Source organism: Stenotrophomonas sp. S4 (genome assembly GCF_054187805.2).
This window is the reverse complement of the sequence record NZ_CM196188.1, coordinates 2,327,741-2,347,666: the sequence shown is the minus strand read 5'-3', so window position 1 is coordinate 2,347,666 and position 19,926 is coordinate 2,327,741. Positions and strand designations below refer to the sequence as shown.

The following is a 19,926-nucleotide window of genomic DNA, read 5'->3' as shown; positions in this document are numbered from 1 at the left end:
CCTCTGTACGGGCGGGGGCAGCAATTGGATGCAGGCAATGCAATGCATCCAACCAGCCGCTCCCGCCGTATCACCTGGACCCTTCCCTTCCGGATGAACGCCATGCGCGCTGCCTGGCTGTTGCTGTGCCTGCCCCATGCTGCGCTGGCGGCGCCCTGGCTGCGAAGCGAGGGCGTGGCGACCTCCAGCCAGGGCGCCGTCCTTTACCGTGAGGTGCACTGGCGGCGCGAGGCAGCGGAGGGCGCCGAGCGATGGGTGTTGTACCAATGCCCGGACGGCCAGCCATTCGCCCGCAAGCATCTGCCGGCAAGCGCCCGGCCGCAGGCACGGGGCTACTCGCTTGAGGATCGTCGCAGCGGCCAGAAGGCCGAGGTGGAGGCCGCCGGCGATTCGGTGTCGATCTCCTGGCGGGAAGATGGCACAAGCCCGCTGCGGCAGGGCAAGCTTGCGTTGCCGACGGATGCGGTGATCGATGCGGGATTCGACGCGGCGGTGCGCCTGCACTGGCCGGCGCTGCTGCGGGGCGAGCGCATCACGCTACCGTTCCTGGTACCGGCGCGCCAGCGCTACTTCCCGGTACAGGTGCGGCGCACCGGTCCTGTTCGCTGGCAGGGTATCGACGCCCAGGCCATCGAGGTCAGCCTTGATACCTGGTACGGCGGCATCGCGCCGCGCCTGGCCCTGGTCTACGCCACTGCCGACCGCCGCCTGCTGGAGTTCCGCGGCACCAGCAACCTGCGCGATGCGCGCGGCAGCTACCCGCAGGTGACGGTGCGCTTCCGCTCGCCACCGGCCGAGCAACCGGCAAGCGACTGGCAACAGGCGTGGGCGCAACCCCTGGTGGAGCGTTGCATCGTGACGCCCAGGTGAAATGGAAATTTACTGCGCCGTGGCGCATCCATTGCGCATCCTGCTGCGTAAAGGAAGACACGACACCCGCCGAGATCCGCCATGGCCTCTGTAGCGCCCCTTCCCCGTCGACGCTGGCACCTGCTGCGCACGCTGCAGCGCTGGTTCGATACCGGCAACGCCGCAGACGCCACCGGCGAGCGGCCGGGGCGCATCGACTGGTTGCGCGCCGTGCCCTTCGCGCTGATGCATCTGGCCTGCTTCGCGGTGATCTGGGTGGGCTTCTCGTGGACTGCGGTAATCGTGGCCGCAGCACTCTATGCGGTGCGCATGTTCGCCATCACCGCGTTCTACCACCGCTACTTCTCCCATCGCACCTTCCAGGCATCGCGTCCGGTGCAGTTCGTGTTCGCGGTGATCGGCGCCTCCAGCGTGCAGCGCGGGCCGCTGTGGTGGGCTGCCCACCATCGCCACCATCACCGTCACGCCGACCAGCCGCTGGACCCGCACTCCCCCCGTGAAGGCGGCTTCTGGCGCAGCCACATGGGCTGGTTCCTGACCCGCGAGGCCTTTGCCACCGATCTGTCGCGGGTACCGGACCTGGCGCGCTTCCCCGAACTGCGCTGGCTGGACCGCTTCGATACCGCCGTGCCGGTTCTGCTGGCCGCAGCGCTGTATGCACTGGGCGCCGGGCTGGAGCGATGGGTACCGGGCCTGCACACCTCCGGACCACAGTTGCTGGTGTGGGGCTTCTTCATCTCCACCATCGTGCTGTTCCATGCCACGGTCACCATCAATTCACTGGCCCATCGCTTCGGCCGCCGCCGCTTCGAGACCCGCGATGACAGCCGCAACAACCTCTGGCTGGCCCTGCTGACCTTCGGCGAAGGCTGGCACAACAACCACCACTTCTTCCCGGGCACCGTTCGCCAGGGCTTCCGCTGGTGGGAAGTGGACCTGACCTGGTATGGGCTGCGCGCGATGGCGGCGCTTGGGCTGGTCAAAGGGCTCAAGCCGATTCCCGAGTGGGTGCTGGCCAAGGCGAGGTACTGACATGCGCATCGCGATCATCGGTTCCGGCATTGCCGGACTGGCCAGCGCCTGGTGGCTGGACGGCGAACACGACGTCACGCTGTTCGAGGCCAACGACTACCTGGGCGGCCATACCCACACCCACGACGTGCAGGTGGAAGGCATGCGCATGGCGGTGGACACCGGCTTCATCGTGTTCAATCCCCAGCACTATCCGCTGCTGACCGCATTGTTCGACGAGCTGGGCGTCGCTTCGCAGCCGACCACGATGAGCTTCTCGATGCACAGCGAGCGCAGCGGCGTGGAGTACAACGCGACCTCGCTGGATGGCCTGTTCTGCCAGCGCCGCAACCTCGTGTCGCCGCGGTTCTGGGGCATGCTGGCCGACCTGCGCCGGTTCTACCGCGATGCCCCCCTGTTGCTGGCAGAAGACGAGGGCCCAACGCTGGGGCAGTACCTGCGCAGCCAGCGCTACGGCGATGCCTTCATCGACGAGCACCTGCTGCCGATGGCCTCCGCGCTGTGGTCGTCCCCGACGGCCACGGTGATGGACTTCCCGGCCCGCTACATGGCCCAGTTCATGGCCAACCACCAGATGCTGCAGATGACCGGGCGAGCGCCGTGGCGGGTGGTGAGCGGCGGATCGGCGCGCTATGTCGATGCCCTGCGTGCCCGCTGGCGGGTGCATGAGCGGCTGGAGTGCCCGGTGCAGTCGGTCGAGCGCATGCCCTGGGGGGCGCGCGTGCACAGCGCGGCCGGCGTGGAAGGCTTCGATCAGGTCATCCTGGCCTGCCACAGCGACCAGGCCCTGGCGCTGCTGCGTGACGCCGACTCCATCGAGCGCGACGTGCTCGGCGCCATCCGCTATCAAACCAATGAAGCGGTCCTGCATACCGATGCGTCATTGCTGCCGCGCAACCGCAAGGCGTGGGCGGCATGGAACGCCCATGTGCCCCGCGACCCTGCCGCGCCGTGCACGGTCAGCTACTGCATGAACCTGCTGCAGGGCCTGCCCGGCAACACGCCGCTGGTGGTCACGCTCAACCGCAGCGCGGCGATCGACCCCGGCAAGGTGCTGCGCACCCTGCGCTACGCCCATCCGGTGCACGACCATGCGGCAGTGCGCGCGCAACAGCGCTGGGCCGAGCTGCAGGGCCGCCGTCACACCTGGTTCGCGGGCGCCTATTGGGGCTGGGGTTTCCATGAGGACGGCATCCGCAGCGCCCGCCGCGTGGTCGATGCCCTGCGCACCTGCGAGCCGCACCGGGTCATGGCGGCTCACGGCGAGGTGGCCGCATGAGCGCCAGCGCGCTCTACTTCGGGCAGGTGATGCACCGCCGGCACCTTCCACACCCGCATGCGTTCCGCTATCCGATCGCACAGCTGCTGCTCGACCTGGATGAGCTCGACAGCGTGTTCGCCGGGCGCTGGCTGTGGTCGATCAATCGCCGCAACCTGGCCGAATTCCGTCGCAGCGATTACTTCGGCGATCCCGCGCGGCCTTTGGCCGATGCAGTGCGCGACCACGCTGCAGCCACCCTCGGCTACCGGCCCACCGGCCCGGTCCGCCTGCTCACCCATCTCCGCTTCGCCGGGCACGTGTTCAACCCGGTCAGCTTCTACTACTGCTACCGGGCCGATGGCAGCACGCTGGACTGCATCGTCGCCGAGATCACCAACACGCCCTGGAAGGAACGGCACGCCTACGTGCTGCCAGTCGCAACGGCCACGCACGAAGGCACCTCGCTGCGCTGGCGGTTCGACAAGTGCTTCCATGTCTCGCCCTTCATGCCGATGGATTGCCATTACGACTGGCGGTTCAACTGCCCTGATGAGGATCTGCGCGTGCACATGCAGGTCTGGCGCGACGGCGCGCGCCAGTTTGATGCCACCCAGGTCATGCAACGGCACGCCCTGGATGGCCGCGGGCTGGCCCGCGTCCTGGCCTGCTACCCACTGATGACCACCCAGGTGGTGGCCGCCATCCACTGGCACGCGTTGCGTCTGTGGCTGAAACGCAATCCCGTGCACGACCACCCCACCCTTGCCGAGAAACCGCGATGAACTCGATGACTCCTTCGGTCGCGCTGCCGCGCCCCGGCGCCTTGGATGCCTTCCTGCGCCGCCGCCTGCTGGCCCAGCTGGCCCCGATGCGCGACGGCCGCCTGTGCGTGCGCGACGCGCTGGGCGAAGTCTGGCTGGGTGATGCCCGCGGCGAACTGCATGTCACCGTCACCATCGAAGACCCGGCGTTCTATCGCAAGGTGGCGGCACAGGGCAGCGTCGGTGCAGGCGAAAGCTACATCCACGGCGAATGGCACTGTGACGACCTGGTCGCCCTGATACGCCTGCTGGTGCGCAATCGCGATCTGCTCGACAGCATGGAACACGGCCCGGCGCGCGTAGGCGGCTGGCTGTTGCGTGGCTGGAACCGCCTGCGCCGCAACAGCCGTGAGGGCAGTCGCCGCAACATCGCCGCGCACTACGACCTCGGCAACGACTTCTTCGCCCTGTTCCTGTCGCCGGACCTGATGTATTCCTCGGCCCTGTTCACCAAAGAGAGCGAGTCGCTGGAATCCGCCTCGCGGCGCAAGCTGGACCGCATCTGCCAGCAGCTGCAACTCAAGCCGGGCGACCGCGTGGTGGAGATCGGTACCGGTTGGGGTGGTTTTGCGCTGCACGCGGCGCAGCACTATGGCTGCCATGTCACCACAACCACCATCTCCGCGGAACAGCATGCATTAGCCGCCGAACGTGTGCGGGCAGCTGGCCTGCAGGATCAGGTCACGCTGCTGATGCAGGACTACCGCGACCTGCAGGGCCAGTTCGACAAGCTGGTATCGATCGAGATGATCGAAGCCATCGGCGCCGAATACCTGGACACCTACATGGCCACGCTGCAGCGCCTGCTCAAGCCCGATGGCATTGCCCTGCTGCAGGCCATCACCATCGAGGACCACCGCTACGAGCAGGCCTGGCGCAGCGTCGACTACATCAAGCGCTATGTGTTCCCGGGCAGCTTCATTCCGTCGATCAACGCGATCATGGCCGCCAAGACCCGCTCCAGCGACCTGCAGCTGATCGCCCAGCAGGACTTCGGCCACTCCTACGCACTGACCCTGCGCGCCTGGCGCCAACGGTTTCTCGCCAGGTTGCCCGACGTGCTGGCGCAGGGCTTCGATACGCGCTTCTGCCGACTGTGGGAGTTCTACCTGGCCTATTGCGAGGGCGGCTTCCTGGAGCGTTCGATCGGCGTTTCACATCTGCTGCTGGCGCGCCCGGGGCATCGTCCGGGTGCCTCGCCGGACCAGGGCAGCTGAGATGCGCCGGTTCTGGGCCAATCTGCTTGGCAACCAGCTGGTCTGGCTGTGCGCCGTGGCCGGCGCCGGGCGCGGCTGGCAATGGCCTGCGCTGCTGGCAGCATCGATCTACATCGGCAGCCAGCTACTGACATCGCCACAACCCCGGCTGGATCTTCGCCTGATGCTGCTGGCGCTGGCCTGCGCGTGGCTGGTCGACGCCAGTGCCGCCGCCAGCGGCACCGTGCGCTACGCCGCGGCTCCGCTGGGCTGGACGCCGCCGCCCTGGATCATGGCGTTATGGGCCGCGTTTGCGATGACGCTGACCACCTCGATGCGCTTCCTGCTGCGCCACCCTGCCCTGCCAGCCCTGTTCGGCCTGTTGCTGGCCCCGCTGGCGTATCTCTCCGCAGCGCGCGGTTTCGAGGCGGTCCGTTTCACTGCGCCGCTATGGCAGGGCCTGCTGGTGCTAGGCGTGGGCTGGAGCATCGCGCTTTCGCTGCTGTGCATGGCCGCTCGTCGCGGTTCCCGCACCATCCCGCCGCCCTTGGCCGGAGCACCGTCATGATCAATCTGTTGTGGGTCCTGCTGTATGCCGTGCTGGTGATGAGCTGGGGCTGGGCCTGGCAGCGCCGCCACCGCAACATCGGCGTGGTCGATGTGCTCTGGGCCAAGGGCGTGGGCGCTTCGGCCCTGTTGCTGGCGCTGCTGGGCGATGGCGCGATGGTGCCGCGGGTTGCACTGGGGCTGCTGGGCGGCCTCTGGGGCAGCCGACTCGCCCTGCACCTGTGGCATAGGGTCCGTCACGAAGATGAGGACGGGCGTTACCGTTACCTGCGCGAGCATTGGCACGGGCATCAAGGCAGGATCTTCGGCTTCTTCATGGCCCAGGCATTGCTGGTCGTACTGTTCGCCCTGCCCTTCGTCGCGGTGGCTGCCAATCCGCAGACAAGCATGACGGTGTGGATCGTGGCCGCCGCACTCGTCTGGCTGCTGAGCGTCGGCGGCGAGAGCCTGGCCGACCATCAACTGGCCCGGTTCCGCGCGAATCCAGCGAACAAGGGCCGCACCTGCCGCGATGGGCTGTGGCGCTACTCCCGCCACCCCAACTACTTCTTCGAATGGCTGCACTGGTTCAGCTACGTCCTGCTCGCGGTCGGCTCGCCACTGTGGTGGCTGGCGTGGGCCGGCCCGCTGCTGATGTACGTATTCCTGCGCTACCTGAGCGGCATTCCGTTTACCGAAAAGCAGGCGCTGCGCAGCCGCGGCGACGATTACCGCGCCTACCAGCGCAGCACGCCGATGTTCTTCCCCTGGTTCCCCCGTTCTTCCAAGGAGCATTCCGCATGAGCGCGATCCCGTCACTGAACCCGGCCGACGACACGGAAACCGGGCTGGTCGCCTGGGCCGAGCGCGGACTGGTTCCCGATGCGGCGCTGCGCGCCGGCATCCGTCGCCTGTGCGCGCAGCGCCTGCATGAGGAATTGGCGGGCGGTATCGAGGCGCAGTCCGCGCGCTTCAGCCGTCGCATCGCAGAGCTCGCCGACAGCCCGCTCGCGCTGCACACCGACGCGGCCAACCGCCAGCACTATGAAGTTCCCGCAGCCTTCTTCCAGGCCTGCCTGGGCAAGCGCCTGAAGTACAGCAGCTGCTACTACCCCACCGGGTGCGAAACGCTGGACCAGGCGGAGGAGGCCATGCTGGAACTGTATGGCCAGCGCGCCGAACTGGCCGATGGCCAGCACATCCTGGAGCTGGGCTGTGGCTGGGGTTCGCTGACCCTGTGGATGGCCGAGCGCTTCCCGCAGGCCAGGATCACGGCGGTGTCCAATTCGCACAGCCAGCGCCAGCACATCCTGGCGCAATGCCAGGCCCGGGGGCTGCACAACGTCGAGGTGCTGACCCGCGACGTCAACCAGCTCGAGCTCCCAGCCGCGCGCTTTGATCGCTGTGTCTCGGTGGAAATGTTCGAGCACGTGCGCAACTACGAACGCCTGCTGGCGCGAATCAGCCAGTGGCTGAAGCCCGACGGCGCGCTGTTCGTGCACATCTTCGCCCATCGCACGCTGATGTACCCGTTTGAAACCGAGGGTGGCGACAACTGGATGGGGCGTCACTTCTTCACCGGCGGACTGATGCCGGCGGCCGATACGCTGCTGCACTTCCAGCGCGACCTGCGGCTCGATCAACGTTGGCTGCTGGATGGCACCCACTACCAGCGCACCGCCGACCACTGGCTGGCCAACCAGGATGCAGCCCGCGAGCAGGTGATGCCGGTTCTTGTCGCGACCTACGGCCAGGCCGCGGCGAAGATCTGGTGGCAGCGCTGGCGCATGTTCTGGATGGCATGCGCCGAGCTGTTCGGCTACGACGACGGCCAGCAGTGGCTGGTCGCCCACTATCTGTTCCGCCCCCGTTGAGGTGTGACATGCGCATGCGCTCGCTGCTTCCCCTGCTGGCATTGAGCCTGTTTGGCTCCGGCTGCAGTTCCAGCGATACCCGTCCCCTGCCCCGCCCGCCATCGGTGGACGTGCCACGCTTCATGGGCGACTGGTATGTGATCGCCCACATCCCGTCCTGGCCGGAGCGCAAAGCCTTCGACGCCGTGGAGAGCTACGCATTGAAGCCGGACGGGCGCATCCAGACGACCTTCACCTATCGCAAGGGCAGTTTCGACGCCCCGCAGAAGTCGATGCACCCTGTTGGACGGGTCGAGAAGAACGGCAACGGCGCCATCTGGGGCATGCAGTTCGTCTGGCCGATACAGGCCGAGTACGTGATTGCCTGGCTGGACGACGACTATGGGCAGACCATTGTCGCCCGCAGCAAGCGCGACTATGTCTGGTACATGGCACGCACGCCGCAGGTATCCGAGAGCGACTACCAGCAGGCCGTGCAACGCATCGCGGCCATGGGCTACGACACCGGCAAGCTGAGGCGTGTACCGCAGTCGGTGCGCTGACGGCAGCGTGTATCGACATCTGGCTGGCGCCGGATGTCGCATTCATCACCGCAGCCGCATTGGCCATGCCGCACGCGCGCAGTCGCTGTCGGAGCCATGTGTACCCTCATCGCCACCGTCCCGGGCCAGCCAGTAATGGTCGCCGACGGCATTGCAGCCTGGCGCCCGAACCACGAACACTCAAGACTCGACCGCGGCGGCCGCTAATGGCCAATGCAGGGCTGTGCGCGCCGGTCACAATGGCCCGCGAAGGGCGCACTCCGGCCGCAGCCGATTTCACAATGGAAGGAACAGGCAGTTGAAGGAAGAACGACGCAACACGTTGCAGGCCAGGCACCGCGCGATCCTCAGCTTCTGGCACAGGGTTGAGTTCTTCATACCCTACGATCTGCAGGGCCAGGTCCTTGAGTCGAAAGACGCGGATTGGAGCGTACGGCTGCTGTCCAGGGATCAGCTGGAGCGACTGGACCCGCAGGATCTGTGGTCCCCACCCGTGCCATCCGGGCGCAGGCTGAGTGGATTCGATGTCTACCTCGGCATTTTCGACAAGGTCCAGCTGGCCGACATCACCCAGCGGGTACTGGCCGATACGCCGAGCGATGACGAATCGCTGGAGCAGGACGAACGGGCCGAACTGGAAGGCCTGACCTGCGCGGCCAGCCTGCGGGCCAACGCCGACGGCGTGATGCAGCTGGGTGAAATCTCGGTGTCGACCGTTCCGTGGGCACTGGGTACGATCTCCAGGCATGGCTTGCAGGGCCTGGACTTTGACGCCTTCCAGGCAAGCCTTGAAGCACTCAAGCGCGACGTGGCAACGTTCCGCAGCACCACTGCCACCCCCGCCGCACAGGATGAGGGCCCGATGCCCTGCAGCCCCGGCGACCTGCTGCGCCTGCTCGACATCCTGCACACCTGGTCGGGTCATGACCCGTCCGCGGGCGACGCATCCGCTCCCCTGCTGGTCATCCGGGCGAAAAGCGTTGAAGACAAGCCGAAGCCGGAACAGGTACCAAAGGCCGCACCCCCGGGATCCGATAATGCGTCAACGCCGGAAGCGGACGACGCCGAGGACGATGAGGCCCAATCCGAAGAGGACGCGGAGATCAGCATCCTCAACAGCTTCTTCGTCGAGGATATCGCGCGCGCCATCGGCGCACTGGACCAGGGCACTGCCAGTGCCCCGCTGCGCGCCTACCTGAGCCCATTGCCGGAAAGCCGGCGCGAAGACCTGTACACACCGAAAGGGCAGACGCTGATTTCCGAGCGGCTGCGGCCGCGGCACATCAATCGGGGCCACTGGCCCGGTGATCCTGCGCACACGATGAGCCTGATGCAGCAGTTCGCTGTGAACAGCATCTTCGAGCAGGTGCGCGACTCAGGCATTTTCTCGGTCAATGGCCCACCCGGGACCGGCAAGACCACGCTGCTGCGTGAAATCTTCGCTGAAAACATCGTGCGCCGTGCACGCGCATTGTCACAGTGCGCAACGCCCGCCGCTGCGTTTGATGCAACCCGCGAAGTGAACTTCGAAGGTGAGAAGCCGTGCAGGATCTCCCTGCTGAAGACCGACCTGACCGGCTTCGAGATGGTGGTTGCATCGTCGAACAACGCCGCCGTGGAGAACATTTCGCGTGACCTGCCGAAGAGCCGCTCACTGGGCAAGCCCGGAAGTTCGTGTTGGCGTAGTAGCACAGGGGACGTGACCTTTGACTACCTGCGGCCGCTGGCCCGCAACCTGCTCGATTGGAATGGCAGGGGCGCCTATGAGCGACCGGCAACAGATAGCGATGCCTGGGGGCTGATCAGCTGCGCACTGGGCAGGAAAGCCAACCGCGAGGCGCTTGTGCGGGCGATCAGCGTGGCCGGCCCGAGGAAGGGCGAAACGACCTCACCGAAGGGGTACGACCCGACCCGCCACCAGTCGCTCTGGCAATGGCGCAGCAGCCCGGCAGCCATGAGCTTCCAGGAGGCCCGGCAGGCGTTCGACCAGGCGGATGCGATGGTCAACGGACTGGTCGAAAAGCTTGATCGGCTCGCCTCGCTCAGCCGTGAAATCAGCGACAACGATCAGGAGAGCTTCTGCCGGTATACGGCTTCACAGCTTCGCGATGCACAGCGCGCGCATGAGCAAGCCGTACAGGCATTCATTGCGCTCGACAGCCAGCGCCGCAGGACCGATGAAGAGCTCGCGCTGCTCAAGGCGCAACGCACCCTGCTGAAGGAAGAGAAGCCTGGCTGGTGGGCCCGCATCTTTGATCGGCAACGTGCGAACAGCCATGCGGCCACAATGGCGCAGAACGCAGATCATCAGCAGCAATGGACCCTGCGCCGCCTCGAACTCGGGCCGCAATGTGATTCAGCGCAACGGCACCTGGACCGCACCGCGAGCGCCCTGGCCGAGGCATCGGCCGCCGCGCAGGTACGGGCGCAGCAGTGGACTGCAATGGCGGAACAGCTGGAACAGCTGAAAGCCGAACTCGGCAACGCATCCCATCCCGCCACCGCGGCCGAACTGGAGAATCAGGACTGGCAGATCAAGGGCGTCTGGAACAGCGAACAACTCAACGAGCAGCGTGCCAACCTCTTCGTGGCGGCACTGCAGCTTCACCAGGCCTGGCTGCACGAAGTCCTGCAGACAGGCGGCGGCTTCGCCCAGAACGTCATTGCGCTATGCCACCTGCTGGGCGGCAAGCGGCTGCAGGAGCCGCGCGATGCGCTGGCCATCTGGCAGAGCCTGTTCATGATCGTGCCGGTTGTCTCCAGCACGTTCGCTTCCGTCGCACGCCAGTTCCGCCATCTGGGACCGGACTCGATCGGCTGGCTGTTCATCGATGAGGCCGGCCAGGCCGTGCCGCAGGCGGCAGTCGGTGCACTGCTGCGCTCGAGGCGCGCAATCGTGGTGGGTGATCCGCTGCAGATCGAGCCGGTGTTCACCGTGCCGGTCAAGCTGTTGCAGGCGCTGGGCCAAACCAGCGCACTGCCCGCAGACATGAACGTCTCGCCCGACAAGACCTCCGTACAGGTACTGGCCGACGAGGCCAACCCGCTCGGTGCCCGCATGGAGTCAGGGGGCTCGCCGCTCTGGATCGGCAGCCCCCTGCGTGTGCATCGTCGCTGCGTCGAACCGATGTTTTCCATTGCCAACACGATTGCCTACGAGGGGAAGATGATCTTCTCCAACCCCTGGGAGCCAAGCGCAGCGCGGCCACCCGCTGACAGCCTGGACATCGGCGGCAGCGCCTGGGTACACGCCCCCGGCCGCACCAGCGACAAGCAGGTCGTGCCGTGCCAGATCGACCTGGTGCAGCAGGCGTTGGCGGCGCTCTATCACAGCACCGGAACCCTGCCCCCGGTCTATATCATTTCGCCCTTCAAACGCATCAAGAACGCCCTGCTCGAGCGGCTGCGGAACCAGGCTGCCTGGCTTGGCGCGGATGCCCCGCCCGGCACGCAGGCGCCACGCACCGCCGAGCTGCGCACGTGGTGCAGGGAGCGCGTCGGCACCGTGCACACCTTCCAGGGCAAGGAAGAGAGCATTGTCTGGATGGTGCTGGGGTGTGACACGGACACGGTGGGCGCGGCGCATTGGGCCTCCAGCAAGCCCAATCTGCTCAACGTCGCCGTCACCCGCGCCCAGCACCGCTGCTTCCTGATCGGAGACACCGCGCTCTGGGGCGGTCTGCGCCACTTCTCGGCCGCCCATGCCGAACAGTTGCCCCGCATCACGCCGGCGCAATTCCTGGATCGCATGTCGATCCCCCGCGTACAGACTCGATAGCCCCCTCCCCTGCCCTGACGGAGCCGCCTACCCAGGGCAGGGGCGCAAGGCCATGCCGACGTGACGCGTCACGTTAATAGCCCCAGTGGCCACGGCGGAAGCCACGCGCACACCCCTGACCAGCGCCATATTCATTTGCACCACAAATGAGTAGGCCCGGCCCAATCGGCCGCACAAATCGATCTTTAGGAATAGTCGTAAAAACGCAACACATTCGATGTTCGACGCGACAGCGGCGCCAGAATGACGGCCACGCCCACGGGCGCCGACCACCTCCCGCGCATGAATGGATTTCCTGCACCGCGTCGGCTACGCCTGGCGCTCCTGGACGACCACGAAGTGGTCCGCCGCGGCACCGCCCTCCATCTGTCAGGCGACCTCCGCTTCGACATTGTCGCCAGCCATGGCTGCAGCGACGCTCTGCTCTGCAGCCTGCAAGGCACGCACGTTGATGTGGCCATCATCGACCTCACGCTTGCCCGTGGCGACCTGGGCGGCATCGAGCTGGTTGCCCGGCTGTGCCGGGAGTTCCCGCGCACGCCGTTGCTGGCTTTCGCTACGCTCTCGCCCACCACCAACCTCAACAGCCTGATCGATGCCGGACTCAGCGGGTTCGTCAGCAAGGCCGAGCCGCTTCCTGCGTTGTCCGACGCCATCGTGCGGGTTTCCCAAGGCCTGACCCGGGTTCCGCCGGACGTCAGGCTGGCCGGCGATCGCGGCGAGCTCAGCCGCAACGAGCGCGAGGTGCTGGGCCTGCTGCTGGAAGGCTTGACCGTCTCCGAGATCGCACTGCGCCGGCACCGCAGCATCAAGACCGTCAGCACGCAGAAGGTTGCCGTGCTGCGCAAGCTGGGACTGCGCAGCGACGTGGAGATCTACGCGTTGCGCGAACGACTGGAGACACCGTGAGGCGCCAGTTGCCGTTGCGCCGCCGCTTTCTGTCCACCGGGCTGCTGGCGCTCCTTCTCCTGCCGGCTGCCTCGGCCGAAGATATCCGGTCGCCACGCTGGCTGCCGGGCAGCACGGTACGGGTCGCCACGACCCCCTCCCTGCGCCCGCTGCCCGCAGCCTTGGCCGATACGTCATCACCGCCAACGCTTGCCCATGGCTACGCCAACCTGGTGGCCCGGCACGCCCAGCTCCGTTTCCTGGAACAGCCCTATCCAACCGCCGCCGCATCGATCCTCGCGGTGTGCCATCACGAGGCCGATCTGGTCATGGTCTTTGGCGGGGCGAGGCACCAGGCCCTCCCCTGCCCCGACCTTGCCGCGTCCAGCCGCTTTCGTGGCGGCGCCACCCTGCTGGCCGGACGTGCCGACGAGTGGTTGCCACGGGAGATGCACGAACTCGACACGCGGGTCGTCGCCGTCGTTGAAGGCGGGCCCTACGCCGGCTGGCTGCACGCACATCACCCACAGGTCCGGCTGCGGCACCTGCCTGATCGGTACGCGGCATTGGCCGCCGTCGAATCGGGCCTGGCGGACGTGGCGATCGGCCTGGAGCCCACACTGCGCCCCCTGGTTCGACGCCACTTCAATGGCAGCCTGCGCCTGCAGTCGTTCGACAGCGGCTTCTCCACCGACCTCTACCTGCTCGTCCGCCACGAAGACCAGCAGCTGCTGGGGCGCATCCAACAGGCATTGCGCGAGATCACACTGGAGGAGCATGCGGGCCTCCTTCGACTCTGGGCGGGACAGACGCTGCCTGCCGCGGCCGGGAATGCACTGGAGTGGATGCAGACGTCGCCCCCGCGCGGGTGGCTGCTGCTGGCCCCACTGCTGATCGCCCTGCCGCTGCTGTGGCTCGCAATGCGCCACCTGCGGGCGCGCGGTGATCGCAGCGGCGCACATGCCATCGGAGTGATCAGCCACGAGATGCGCAACTCGGCGCAGGCCGTACTGACCTCGATCGAGCTGCTGGGGCAATCGACACTACCGAAGGGTGAACGCGATCTGCTGGACGCTGCCAGTACGGCCAGCCAATCCCTGCGCAGCCTCTTGAACCGCGCACTGGACTTTTCGCGCCTTGCGAGCGGCGCTTTCAAGCCGCATGCGCAAGCCTGCGATGCAGTTCAGCTGTGCCGGCAGGCACTGGAGGCGATCCGGCCTCAGGCCCAGCGGAAAGGCCTGCAGCTGCATCTCGATGTCCAGGACGCATCCCTGTCGAACATCCTGGTGGACGCCGATGCGCTACGCCAGATTGCCAGCAATCTATTGGCGAACGCGGTGAAATTCAGCGATATCGGCGGCATCGAGCTGCGCCTGCAGCTGATGCCAGCGGCGCGGCCCCGCGAGCTGCTGCTGGAGGTGATCGACAGCGGCATCGGCATCGCACCTGCACAGGTAGCTGTCCTGTTCCAGCCTTTCCAGCAAGGCAGCAGTGGACAGCAGCGTGGCGGCAGCGGCCTGGGCCTTTCCATCGCGCGCGAGCTGGCCCGCGCGATGGGCGGCGACCTCACCGTGCACAGCGTGCTGGGCCGTGGCAGTCGCTTCATCCTGCGCCTGCCGGTGTATCCGGCAGGCGCCAGCGAGGATGCCGAGGGCCTGTGCACAAGCGGTACGCCACTGGCCGGACTGCACCTGCTGCTGGTCGAGGACCACGAGCTCAATCGCCACGTCATCGCCGAACAGCTGCGACGCTGGGGCGCTGAGGTGTGCGCCGTGGAGGACGTGGCTGGAGCCCTGGCCGAACAGGCGCGACAGCCCCGCCCCATCGCATTGATCGACATCGGGCTGCGTGGCATCGATGGTCACGTGCTGGCGCGCGAACTGCGTGGGCATGCCGGGCAGGCAATTCGCCTGATCGCGTTGTCTGCCCGCACCGGACGGCGTCATCGCGCACGCTGCCGCCGCTCGGGCTTCGACGCGGTGCTGGCCAAACCGCTGCGCGCCGCCCACCTGCTGCCTGCGCTCGGCATTGCGCGACCAGGGGGCGTGGACGCAGCCGTGCAGACGATTGACATGGACGCGGCCTACATCGCCGACATCCGCGATGAGCTCGACAGCATGGAGCGGGTTGTCGATCGCGCGGACGCATCGGCACTAGGCCATCACGCGCACCGACTGCAGGGCACGCTGCAGATGCTGGGCCAATGCGAGCATGCGGCCATCGCGGCGGAGCTGGCCGATCTGGCACATGACGCCGCGCCGGACTGGGCCGATGCGCGGCGCCTGCTGGACGTGCTGAAGGCTGGACAGGGCTCCTACGCAGCGGGAACCCTGCCAGTGCCTTGATCAGGCGGCCAGGCGCTCGACCTGGCGACGGGTCAGGTCATTGAAGCGACCCAGCGACATCAGGTGCTGGTGGATCAGTGCCAGCCAGCCGCTGCGGTGCCACTCGACCACGGTTGCTTCCGGCAGTGCAACGAACTTCTCGACGTCCACCACCAGGAAGCCATTGAGGTTGAACTCGCGGCCATCCGGGGTACGCACGGTGGCGTTGCGCTCGACCAGCAGGCCGTTGTCGGTCAGGGCCTTGGAGAAGGCCAGGGTCTGTTCGTGCTCGCGGGTGTACTGGCCGCAGAACTCCAACGCCTGCTGCACCATTTCGGTGGCCTTGCCGTCGACGAACAGCGGCTGGCCTTCCTCGCCGCCCTTGACCACGCGCGGGCTTTCCTCGTCGATGCCCAGCAGGAAGTCATTCTCCGCGCCGGTGTCGATGAAGATGAAGGGGTGGCGGCGCAGGTAGGCCGGAATATAGGCCTCGTCTTCCCACAGGCCGTCCTTGATGAACAGGTTCTGGTCGGACACGCCCACGGCGGCCATCGGCACCGCGCCCGGGCCGGCGAACAGGATCGGGAAGTGGTGCAGGGCCAGCGAGAACTCGCCCAGCACCAGCGGAATGGCGTTGTTGCCGGCGGCGAACTCGAGCTTGCCCGGCAGGATGCGCAGATCGGCATGCACATCGGCCTGCAGCGGCACCGGACGGGTATAGAACAGGGGGGCGCCGCTCTGCGCCGCTTCGGTGGTGGTGTCGCTGGTGGTGGTCATCTTGGGAACCGTTCGATCATGCGCGCCTGCCATCCCGGGCACGCCAGCGGGAACAACCTGAATCCCGCATTATCAACAAGCTCGATGACAACGGCCACCCCACCGCCGAACTATTTCAGCTGCAGGGGATAGCGCTGCCAGAGTACGTGGACCAGGAACCCGGCCAGTTCGGTGTCGCGCGCGCTCACCGCGGCACGGATCTTGTCCAGCAGCACCATGTCGCTGCAGGAGCGCACGTCGGCATGATTGGCCTGCCCTGCCCTGCGCGCACGGTAGCGCGCGGCCCGCTGCGCATCGCTCATCGCGTACCCGAACTTGGGCGGACGACCGCGCTTGCGCGGCAGGGTCAGCTCCAGGGTTCCGGGGTCTTTGTCATCACGCATGGGCAGGGTGCGGGCGGCGGCGAGCAACGGGGGGTGCGCAATTTATCGTGAGGCATCACTTTAATCCAGCTTTTTCTGCAGTTTTGTTGCGATGCAGTGCAAAAACGGATCCCCTGAGAACGGCATCCACGCATGGCGTGGATCTACTGCAGAGCCCGCAACCCGATCGCCCATGGATCCACGCCATGCGTGGATGGGCAAATCCCAACGACACCCGGTAGATCCACGCCATGCGTGGATGTGCAAATCCCAACAACACCCGGTAGATCCACGCCATGCGTGGATGGGCAAACCCCAACGACACCCGGTAGATCCACGCCATGCGTGGATACGGGAACCGGCCAATACAAAAAAGGGAGCCCGCGAACGGGCTCCCTCACCTTCTTCATGCAGCGCGCACCGGCTCGTAGCCATGCAGGTGCGCCTGGCTGCTGGCCCTGCCCTGGCTCAGCGAGCGCAGCGAGGTGGTGTAGCCCACCAGCTGCGCCAGCGGCGCGAAACCGCTGACCTCGGCACGACCATCCTGGTCGTCGATGCGGGCAATGCGACCGTGGCGTCGGTTGAGGTCGCCGACCACATCCCCCACCGATGCCGACGGCGAATGCACCGTCACTGCCATCACCGGCTCCAGCAGCTGCGTGCCGCCCTCTGCCAGCGCGGCCTTGATCGCCTCGGCGCCGGCGCGATGGAATGCCATCTCCGAAGAGTCCTTGGCATGGGTCTGGCCATCGACAAGACTGACCTCGATGCCGACCACCGGATGGCCCTGCGGACCTTCCGACAGCGCGGCACGCACGCCCTTCTCCACCGCCGCGATGAAGCTGCGCGGCACCACGCCACCGACGATGCGGTCGTTGAACACCACCTGGTCGTCCTCGCGCGGGGCCACATCCAGCACCACATGCGCGAACTGGCCCTGGCCGCCGGTCTGCTTGACCAGCCGGCCCACTACGCCGGTCATCGCACGCATCGGCGTCTCCTGGTAGGCCACGCGCGGCGCACCTACGCCCACGTCGACCTTCCATTCACTGCGCAGGCGCTCGACCATCACCTCCAGATGCAGCTCGCCCATGCCCCAGACCAGAGTCTCCGCCGTGTCGCGATCGGTTTCGACACGGAACGACGGATCTTCCTGGGCCAGGCTGGCCAAGCCCTGTGCCATCCGGATCAGGTCGGCAGCACGCGCCGGCTCCAACCGCCACGCCAGCACCGGCGCCTGTGCCTGGATATTCTCCAGGCGCAGCGGCTGCGCACGCCCGCTCAGCGTTTCACCGCTGACCGCATCCTTCCAGCCGAGCACCGCGACGATGTCACCAGCCACGGCCTGTTCGATATCGTGGGTCTGGTCGGCCTGCACCCGCACCAGGCGACTGACGCGCCGCCCTTGTGGATGCTGCGAACTGGACACCGCGTCGCCCACCTTCAAGGTGCCCGAGTACAGCCGCACGAAGCTCAGGGCACCGTGCTGCTGGTGGGTGATCTTGAACAGCAGGCCGGCCAGCGGACCGTCAGGGTCCGGCGGCAGCACCACCTCACCGCTCTCGCTTTCAGCGGTGACGGCCGGCCGATCCAGCGGCGACGGCAGGTAATCGACCACCGCATCCAGCAGCGTCTCGATGCCCTTGTCCTTGAACGCGGCACCGGCCAGTACCGGCACACCGGCACCGGCCAGCGTCGCCCGACGGATCGCCGCACGCAGCAGCTCGGCGTCGATCGCGCGACCTTCCAGCCAGGCATCAGCCAGAAGTTCGTCATGGTCGGCCACAGCCTCGACCAGTGCGTCGCGTTGCGCCTGCCACAGGGCGCGCGCCGAGTCGTCCCACGGCGTGATCGTCGCCACCGCACCGTCCTGCCAGCGCAGTACCCGCTCATCGACCAGGTCGACCCAGCCGTTGAAGTCGCTTTCGCTGCCCAGCGGCACGCCCAATGCCCACGGTCGCGCCTGCAGCTTGTCCTGCAGCTGCTCCAGCACGCGCTCGAACGAGGCACCGACGCGGTCCATCTTGTTGACGAAGGCAATCAGCGGCACGCGGTGGCGACGCGCCTGGCGCCACACGGTCTCGGACTGCGGCTGCACGCCATCCACGGCCGAAAACACGGCCACGGCGCCATCAAGCACGCGCAGCGAGCGCTCGACTTCAATGGCGAAGTCGATGTGGCCGGGGGTATCGATCAGGGTCAGCCGATGCGGCGGCAGGTCGCGCGGCGCCCACTGTGCCTGCACGGCGGCCGCGCCGATGGTGATGCCACGTTCGCGCTCGATCGCCGAGAAATCGGTGGTCGCATTGCCATCGTGCACTTCGCCGACGCGATGGATCTCGCCGCTTTTCCACAGCAGGCGTTCGGTCAGCGTGGTCTTGCCTGCGTCGATGTGGGCAATGATGCCGAGGTTGCGACGGCGGGAAAGGGTCTGGGTGTTCATAAAGAGGTTCCTGCAAAGCCAACTCCAGGGGCCGCGCACCCCGGTTGGCGACAGGGTGCGCGGCTAGCGTTCGGTCTCGGCGATCTGGTGCATGGCACGTTCTCCTTGCGGTACATCGGGTTACGGGGAATGGAACTGCGGAAACGAAAAGAGCGCCCCGGAGGGCGCTCTGTCGAAGGTCCAGCGATGACCGTCTCAACGGCCTCGTGGGGCTCCAGGCAGACACGCCCGTTCCGCGCTTGCGCGGGTCAGGGTGAAAAACTTCAGGAGCGGCATCCGGTTCATGGGGCGCATTCTAGACCTGCCAATCTGGCGCGCAAGTGAATATTGCGTACATAAATGGAACGATGAGGCCGACGGGCATCGGGGTCGGATCCCTTTGCCACGGGCAAAGGGCTCTGACCCCAGCCGACCTCACTTGCACTCGTGCAGCGTGCGCGCCTCACCCACCGTCGCAGCCTGGTCGTCTCCCATCGAGATCCAGCCCTTCAGCGACATCGCCGGGTCCACCTGCGCCTGGCGGGGGCCGCCGCGGATCAACGCCTCGGTCCAGCTCCCCACCGGTGCCAGCTCGGACAGGCGAGCCGCCTGATCATCCTCCGTGCTGAACGTATCATCCGGCGAAGCGGGCTTGGCGTTGTTCACGGTTTCGGTCTTGCGCGCCCGCACCCGCAGCGCGCCGTCAGCCATGCGCTGGGTGGTGACGTCATACCGCTCCACACCGTAGGCCCAATTGCTTTCACCCGTGCGGCGCAGCTCGCTGCCATCGTCGGCCACCATCACCGCATCACCGGCCGCTTCGGCCACGGCTGCGATCGCCCCCAGCCCCGACATCACCGCCTGGTAGGTAATCATCTGCCGCTGCTCGGTGGTCAACGCACCGGCCTTCAGCTTGGCGGCGGGAATCTTCAGGTACGCCGCTTCCTTGCACAGCACCAGCACCTGCTGGTCATCCCAGCTGACCGACAGCTCATCATTGGCAAAGTAGCGGGTGGTCATCGCGGCGACCGGCGCGCCATCACCGGCCGAGTACCGGGTTTCGATCAGAGAAGCCTGCGCGGCCGCGCTCATCAGCGACACCGGCGAAGTCGATGCCGCATTGGCGGCGCCTGCGGAGGCGACCATCAGGGCCAGCAGCACGCCACGCGAAACATTACAGATCATTGCATCAGTCCATTGAAGGAAATCCCGTCGAGCATGATACGCGGTGAA

At 66.7% G+C, this 19,926-nt stretch carries 16 protein-coding genes; 12 read left to right on the top strand and 4 right to left on the bottom strand.

The window, feature by feature from the left end; translation table 11 throughout:
* The first annotated feature begins 102 nt into the window (after positions 1 to 102).
* The 12 genes from ACUZUJ_RS10960 (at position 103) to ACUZUJ_RS10905 (ending at position 15,153) form a co-directional block, all read left to right on the top strand.
* Entirely contained in the window at positions 103 to 870 is a 768-nt protein-coding gene (locus ACUZUJ_RS10960; protein ID WP_119006963.1) for a hypothetical protein, read from the top strand.
* 81 nt (positions 871 to 951) lie between these two features.
* Entirely contained in the window at positions 952 to 1,902 is a 951-nt protein-coding gene (locus tag ACUZUJ_RS10955) for an acyl-CoA desaturase (protein WP_458219980.1), read from the top strand.
* A 1-nt stretch (position 1,903) separates the two neighbouring features.
* On the top strand, positions 1,904 to 3,181 hold the full coding sequence (locus ACUZUJ_RS10950; RefSeq protein WP_119006244.1) for an NAD(P)/FAD-dependent oxidoreductase: 1,278 nt from the start codon (positions 1,904 to 1,906) through the stop codon (positions 3,179 to 3,181).
* Positions 3,178 to 3,945 carry a DUF1365 domain-containing protein gene (locus tag ACUZUJ_RS10945; RefSeq protein ID WP_119006243.1) on the top strand — a complete coding sequence of 256 codons (768 nt, stop codon included), beginning with the start codon at positions 3,178 to 3,180 and terminating at the stop codon, positions 3,943 to 3,945. Before ACUZUJ_RS10950 ends, ACUZUJ_RS10945 begins: the two co-directional genes overlap by 4 nt.
* Positions 3,942 to 5,201, top strand: coding sequence for a class I SAM-dependent methyltransferase (locus tag ACUZUJ_RS10940; RefSeq protein WP_458219979.1), 1,260 nt, complete (start codon positions 3,942 to 3,944; stop codon positions 5,199 to 5,201). Before ACUZUJ_RS10945 ends, ACUZUJ_RS10940 begins: the two co-directional genes overlap by 4 nt.
* 1 nt (position 5,202) lies before the next feature.
* Positions 5,203 to 5,748 (top strand): DUF2878 domain-containing protein, encoded by a 546-nt coding sequence (locus tag ACUZUJ_RS10935; protein WP_101765434.1) that lies wholly within the window; start codon positions 5,203 to 5,205, stop codon positions 5,746 to 5,748.
* Entirely contained in the window at positions 5,745 to 6,530 is a 786-nt protein-coding gene (locus tag ACUZUJ_RS10930) for a DUF1295 domain-containing protein (RefSeq protein WP_101765433.1), read from the top strand. The genes ACUZUJ_RS10935 and ACUZUJ_RS10930 overlap by 4 nt, the downstream gene beginning before the upstream one ends.
* Positions 6,527 to 7,600, top strand: a complete 1,074-nt coding sequence (locus ACUZUJ_RS10925) for an SAM-dependent methyltransferase (protein ID WP_049445317.1) — start codon at positions 6,527 to 6,529, stop codon at positions 7,598 to 7,600. The genes ACUZUJ_RS10930 and ACUZUJ_RS10925 overlap by 4 nt, the downstream gene beginning before the upstream one ends.
* 8 nt (positions 7,601 to 7,608) lie before the next feature.
* Positions 7,609 to 8,142 (top strand): lipocalin family protein, encoded by a 534-nt coding sequence (locus tag ACUZUJ_RS10920; protein WP_049445320.1) that lies wholly within the window; start codon positions 7,609 to 7,611, stop codon positions 8,140 to 8,142.
* A gap of 298 nt (positions 8,143 to 8,440) precedes the next feature.
* Entirely contained in the window at positions 8,441 to 11,920 is a 3,480-nt protein-coding gene (locus ACUZUJ_RS10915) for a DEAD/DEAH box helicase (protein ID WP_458219978.1), read from the top strand.
* 282 nt (positions 11,921 to 12,202) lie between these two features.
* Positions 12,203 to 12,829: a response regulator transcription factor gene (locus ACUZUJ_RS10910; RefSeq protein ID WP_049445327.1), complete on the top strand. Its 627-nt coding sequence runs from the start codon at positions 12,203 to 12,205 to the stop codon at positions 12,827 to 12,829.
* Positions 12,826 to 15,153 (top strand): ATP-binding protein, encoded by a 2,328-nt coding sequence (locus ACUZUJ_RS10905; RefSeq protein ID WP_458219977.1) that lies wholly within the window; start codon positions 12,826 to 12,828, stop codon positions 15,151 to 15,153. Before ACUZUJ_RS10910 ends, ACUZUJ_RS10905 begins: the two co-directional genes overlap by 4 nt.
* Here ACUZUJ_RS10905 and ACUZUJ_RS10900 read toward each other — a convergent pair whose 3' ends face one another.
* From ACUZUJ_RS10900 to ACUZUJ_RS10885, 4 genes are all read right to left on the bottom strand, one after another.
* On the bottom strand, positions 15,154 to 15,909 hold the full coding sequence (locus tag ACUZUJ_RS10900) for a SapC family protein (protein ID WP_014037169.1): 756 nt from the start codon (positions 15,907 to 15,909) through the stop codon (positions 15,154 to 15,156).
* A gap of 110 nt (positions 15,910 to 16,019) precedes the next feature.
* Positions 16,020 to 16,292 (bottom strand): hypothetical protein, encoded by a 273-nt coding sequence (locus ACUZUJ_RS10895; protein WP_005409616.1) that lies wholly within the window; start codon positions 16,290 to 16,292, stop codon positions 16,020 to 16,022.
* Between the two features lie 385 nt (positions 16,293 to 16,677).
* On the bottom strand, positions 16,678 to 18,714 hold the full coding sequence (gene fusA, locus ACUZUJ_RS10890) for an elongation factor G (RefSeq protein WP_049445332.1): 2,037 nt from the start codon (positions 18,712 to 18,714) through the stop codon (positions 16,678 to 16,680).
* Between the two features lie 414 nt (positions 18,715 to 19,128).
* A complete protein-coding gene (locus ACUZUJ_RS10885) occupies positions 19,129 to 19,878 on the bottom strand; it encodes a hypothetical protein (protein ID WP_458219976.1) in 750 nt (249 codons plus the stop codon).
* Between the last annotated feature and the right edge of the window lie 48 nt (positions 19,879 to 19,926).

What these genes read in the sequence shown, in the direction of transcription:
- ACUZUJ_RS10960 (WP_119006963.1), top strand. Translation starts at nt 103, where the DNA reads ATGCGCGCTGCCTGGCTGTTGCTGTGCCTGCCCCATGCTGCGCTGGCG.
- ACUZUJ_RS10955 (WP_458219980.1), top strand. Translation starts at nt 952, where the DNA reads ATGGCCTCTGTAGCGCCCCTTCCCCGTCGACGCTGGCACCTGCTGCGC.
- ACUZUJ_RS10950 (WP_119006244.1), top strand. Translation starts at nt 1,904, where the DNA reads ATGCGCATCGCGATCATCGGTTCCGGCATTGCCGGACTGGCCAGCGCC.
- ACUZUJ_RS10945 (WP_119006243.1), top strand. Translation starts at nt 3,178, where the DNA reads ATGAGCGCCAGCGCGCTCTACTTCGGGCAGGTGATGCACCGCCGGCAC.
- ACUZUJ_RS10940 (WP_458219979.1), top strand. Translation starts at nt 3,942, where the DNA reads ATGAACTCGATGACTCCTTCGGTCGCGCTGCCGCGCCCCGGCGCCTTG.
- ACUZUJ_RS10935 (WP_101765434.1), top strand. Translation starts at nt 5,203, where the DNA reads ATGCGCCGGTTCTGGGCCAATCTGCTTGGCAACCAGCTGGTCTGGCTG.
- ACUZUJ_RS10930 (WP_101765433.1), top strand. Translation starts at nt 5,745, where the DNA reads ATGATCAATCTGTTGTGGGTCCTGCTGTATGCCGTGCTGGTGATGAGC.
- ACUZUJ_RS10925 (WP_049445317.1), top strand. Translation starts at nt 6,527, where the DNA reads ATGAGCGCGATCCCGTCACTGAACCCGGCCGACGACACGGAAACCGGG.
- ACUZUJ_RS10920 (WP_049445320.1), top strand. Translation starts at nt 7,609, where the DNA reads ATGCGCATGCGCTCGCTGCTTCCCCTGCTGGCATTGAGCCTGTTTGGC.
- ACUZUJ_RS10910 (WP_049445327.1), top strand. Translation starts at nt 12,203, where the DNA reads ATGAATGGATTTCCTGCACCGCGTCGGCTACGCCTGGCGCTCCTGGAC.
- ACUZUJ_RS10900 (WP_014037169.1), bottom strand. Translation starts at nt 15,909, where the DNA reads ATGACCACCACCAGCGACACCACCACCGAAGCGGCGCAGAGCGGCGCC.
- ACUZUJ_RS10895 (WP_005409616.1), bottom strand. Translation starts at nt 16,292, where the DNA reads ATGCGTGATGACAAAGACCCCGGAACCCTGGAGCTGACCCTGCCGCGC.
- fusA (WP_049445332.1), bottom strand. Translation starts at nt 18,714, where the DNA reads ATGAACACCCAGACCCTTTCCCGCCGTCGCAACCTCGGCATCATTGCC.
- ACUZUJ_RS10885 (WP_458219976.1), bottom strand. Translation starts at nt 19,878, where the DNA reads ATGATCTGTAATGTTTCGCGTGGCGTGCTGCTGGCCCTGATGGTCGCC.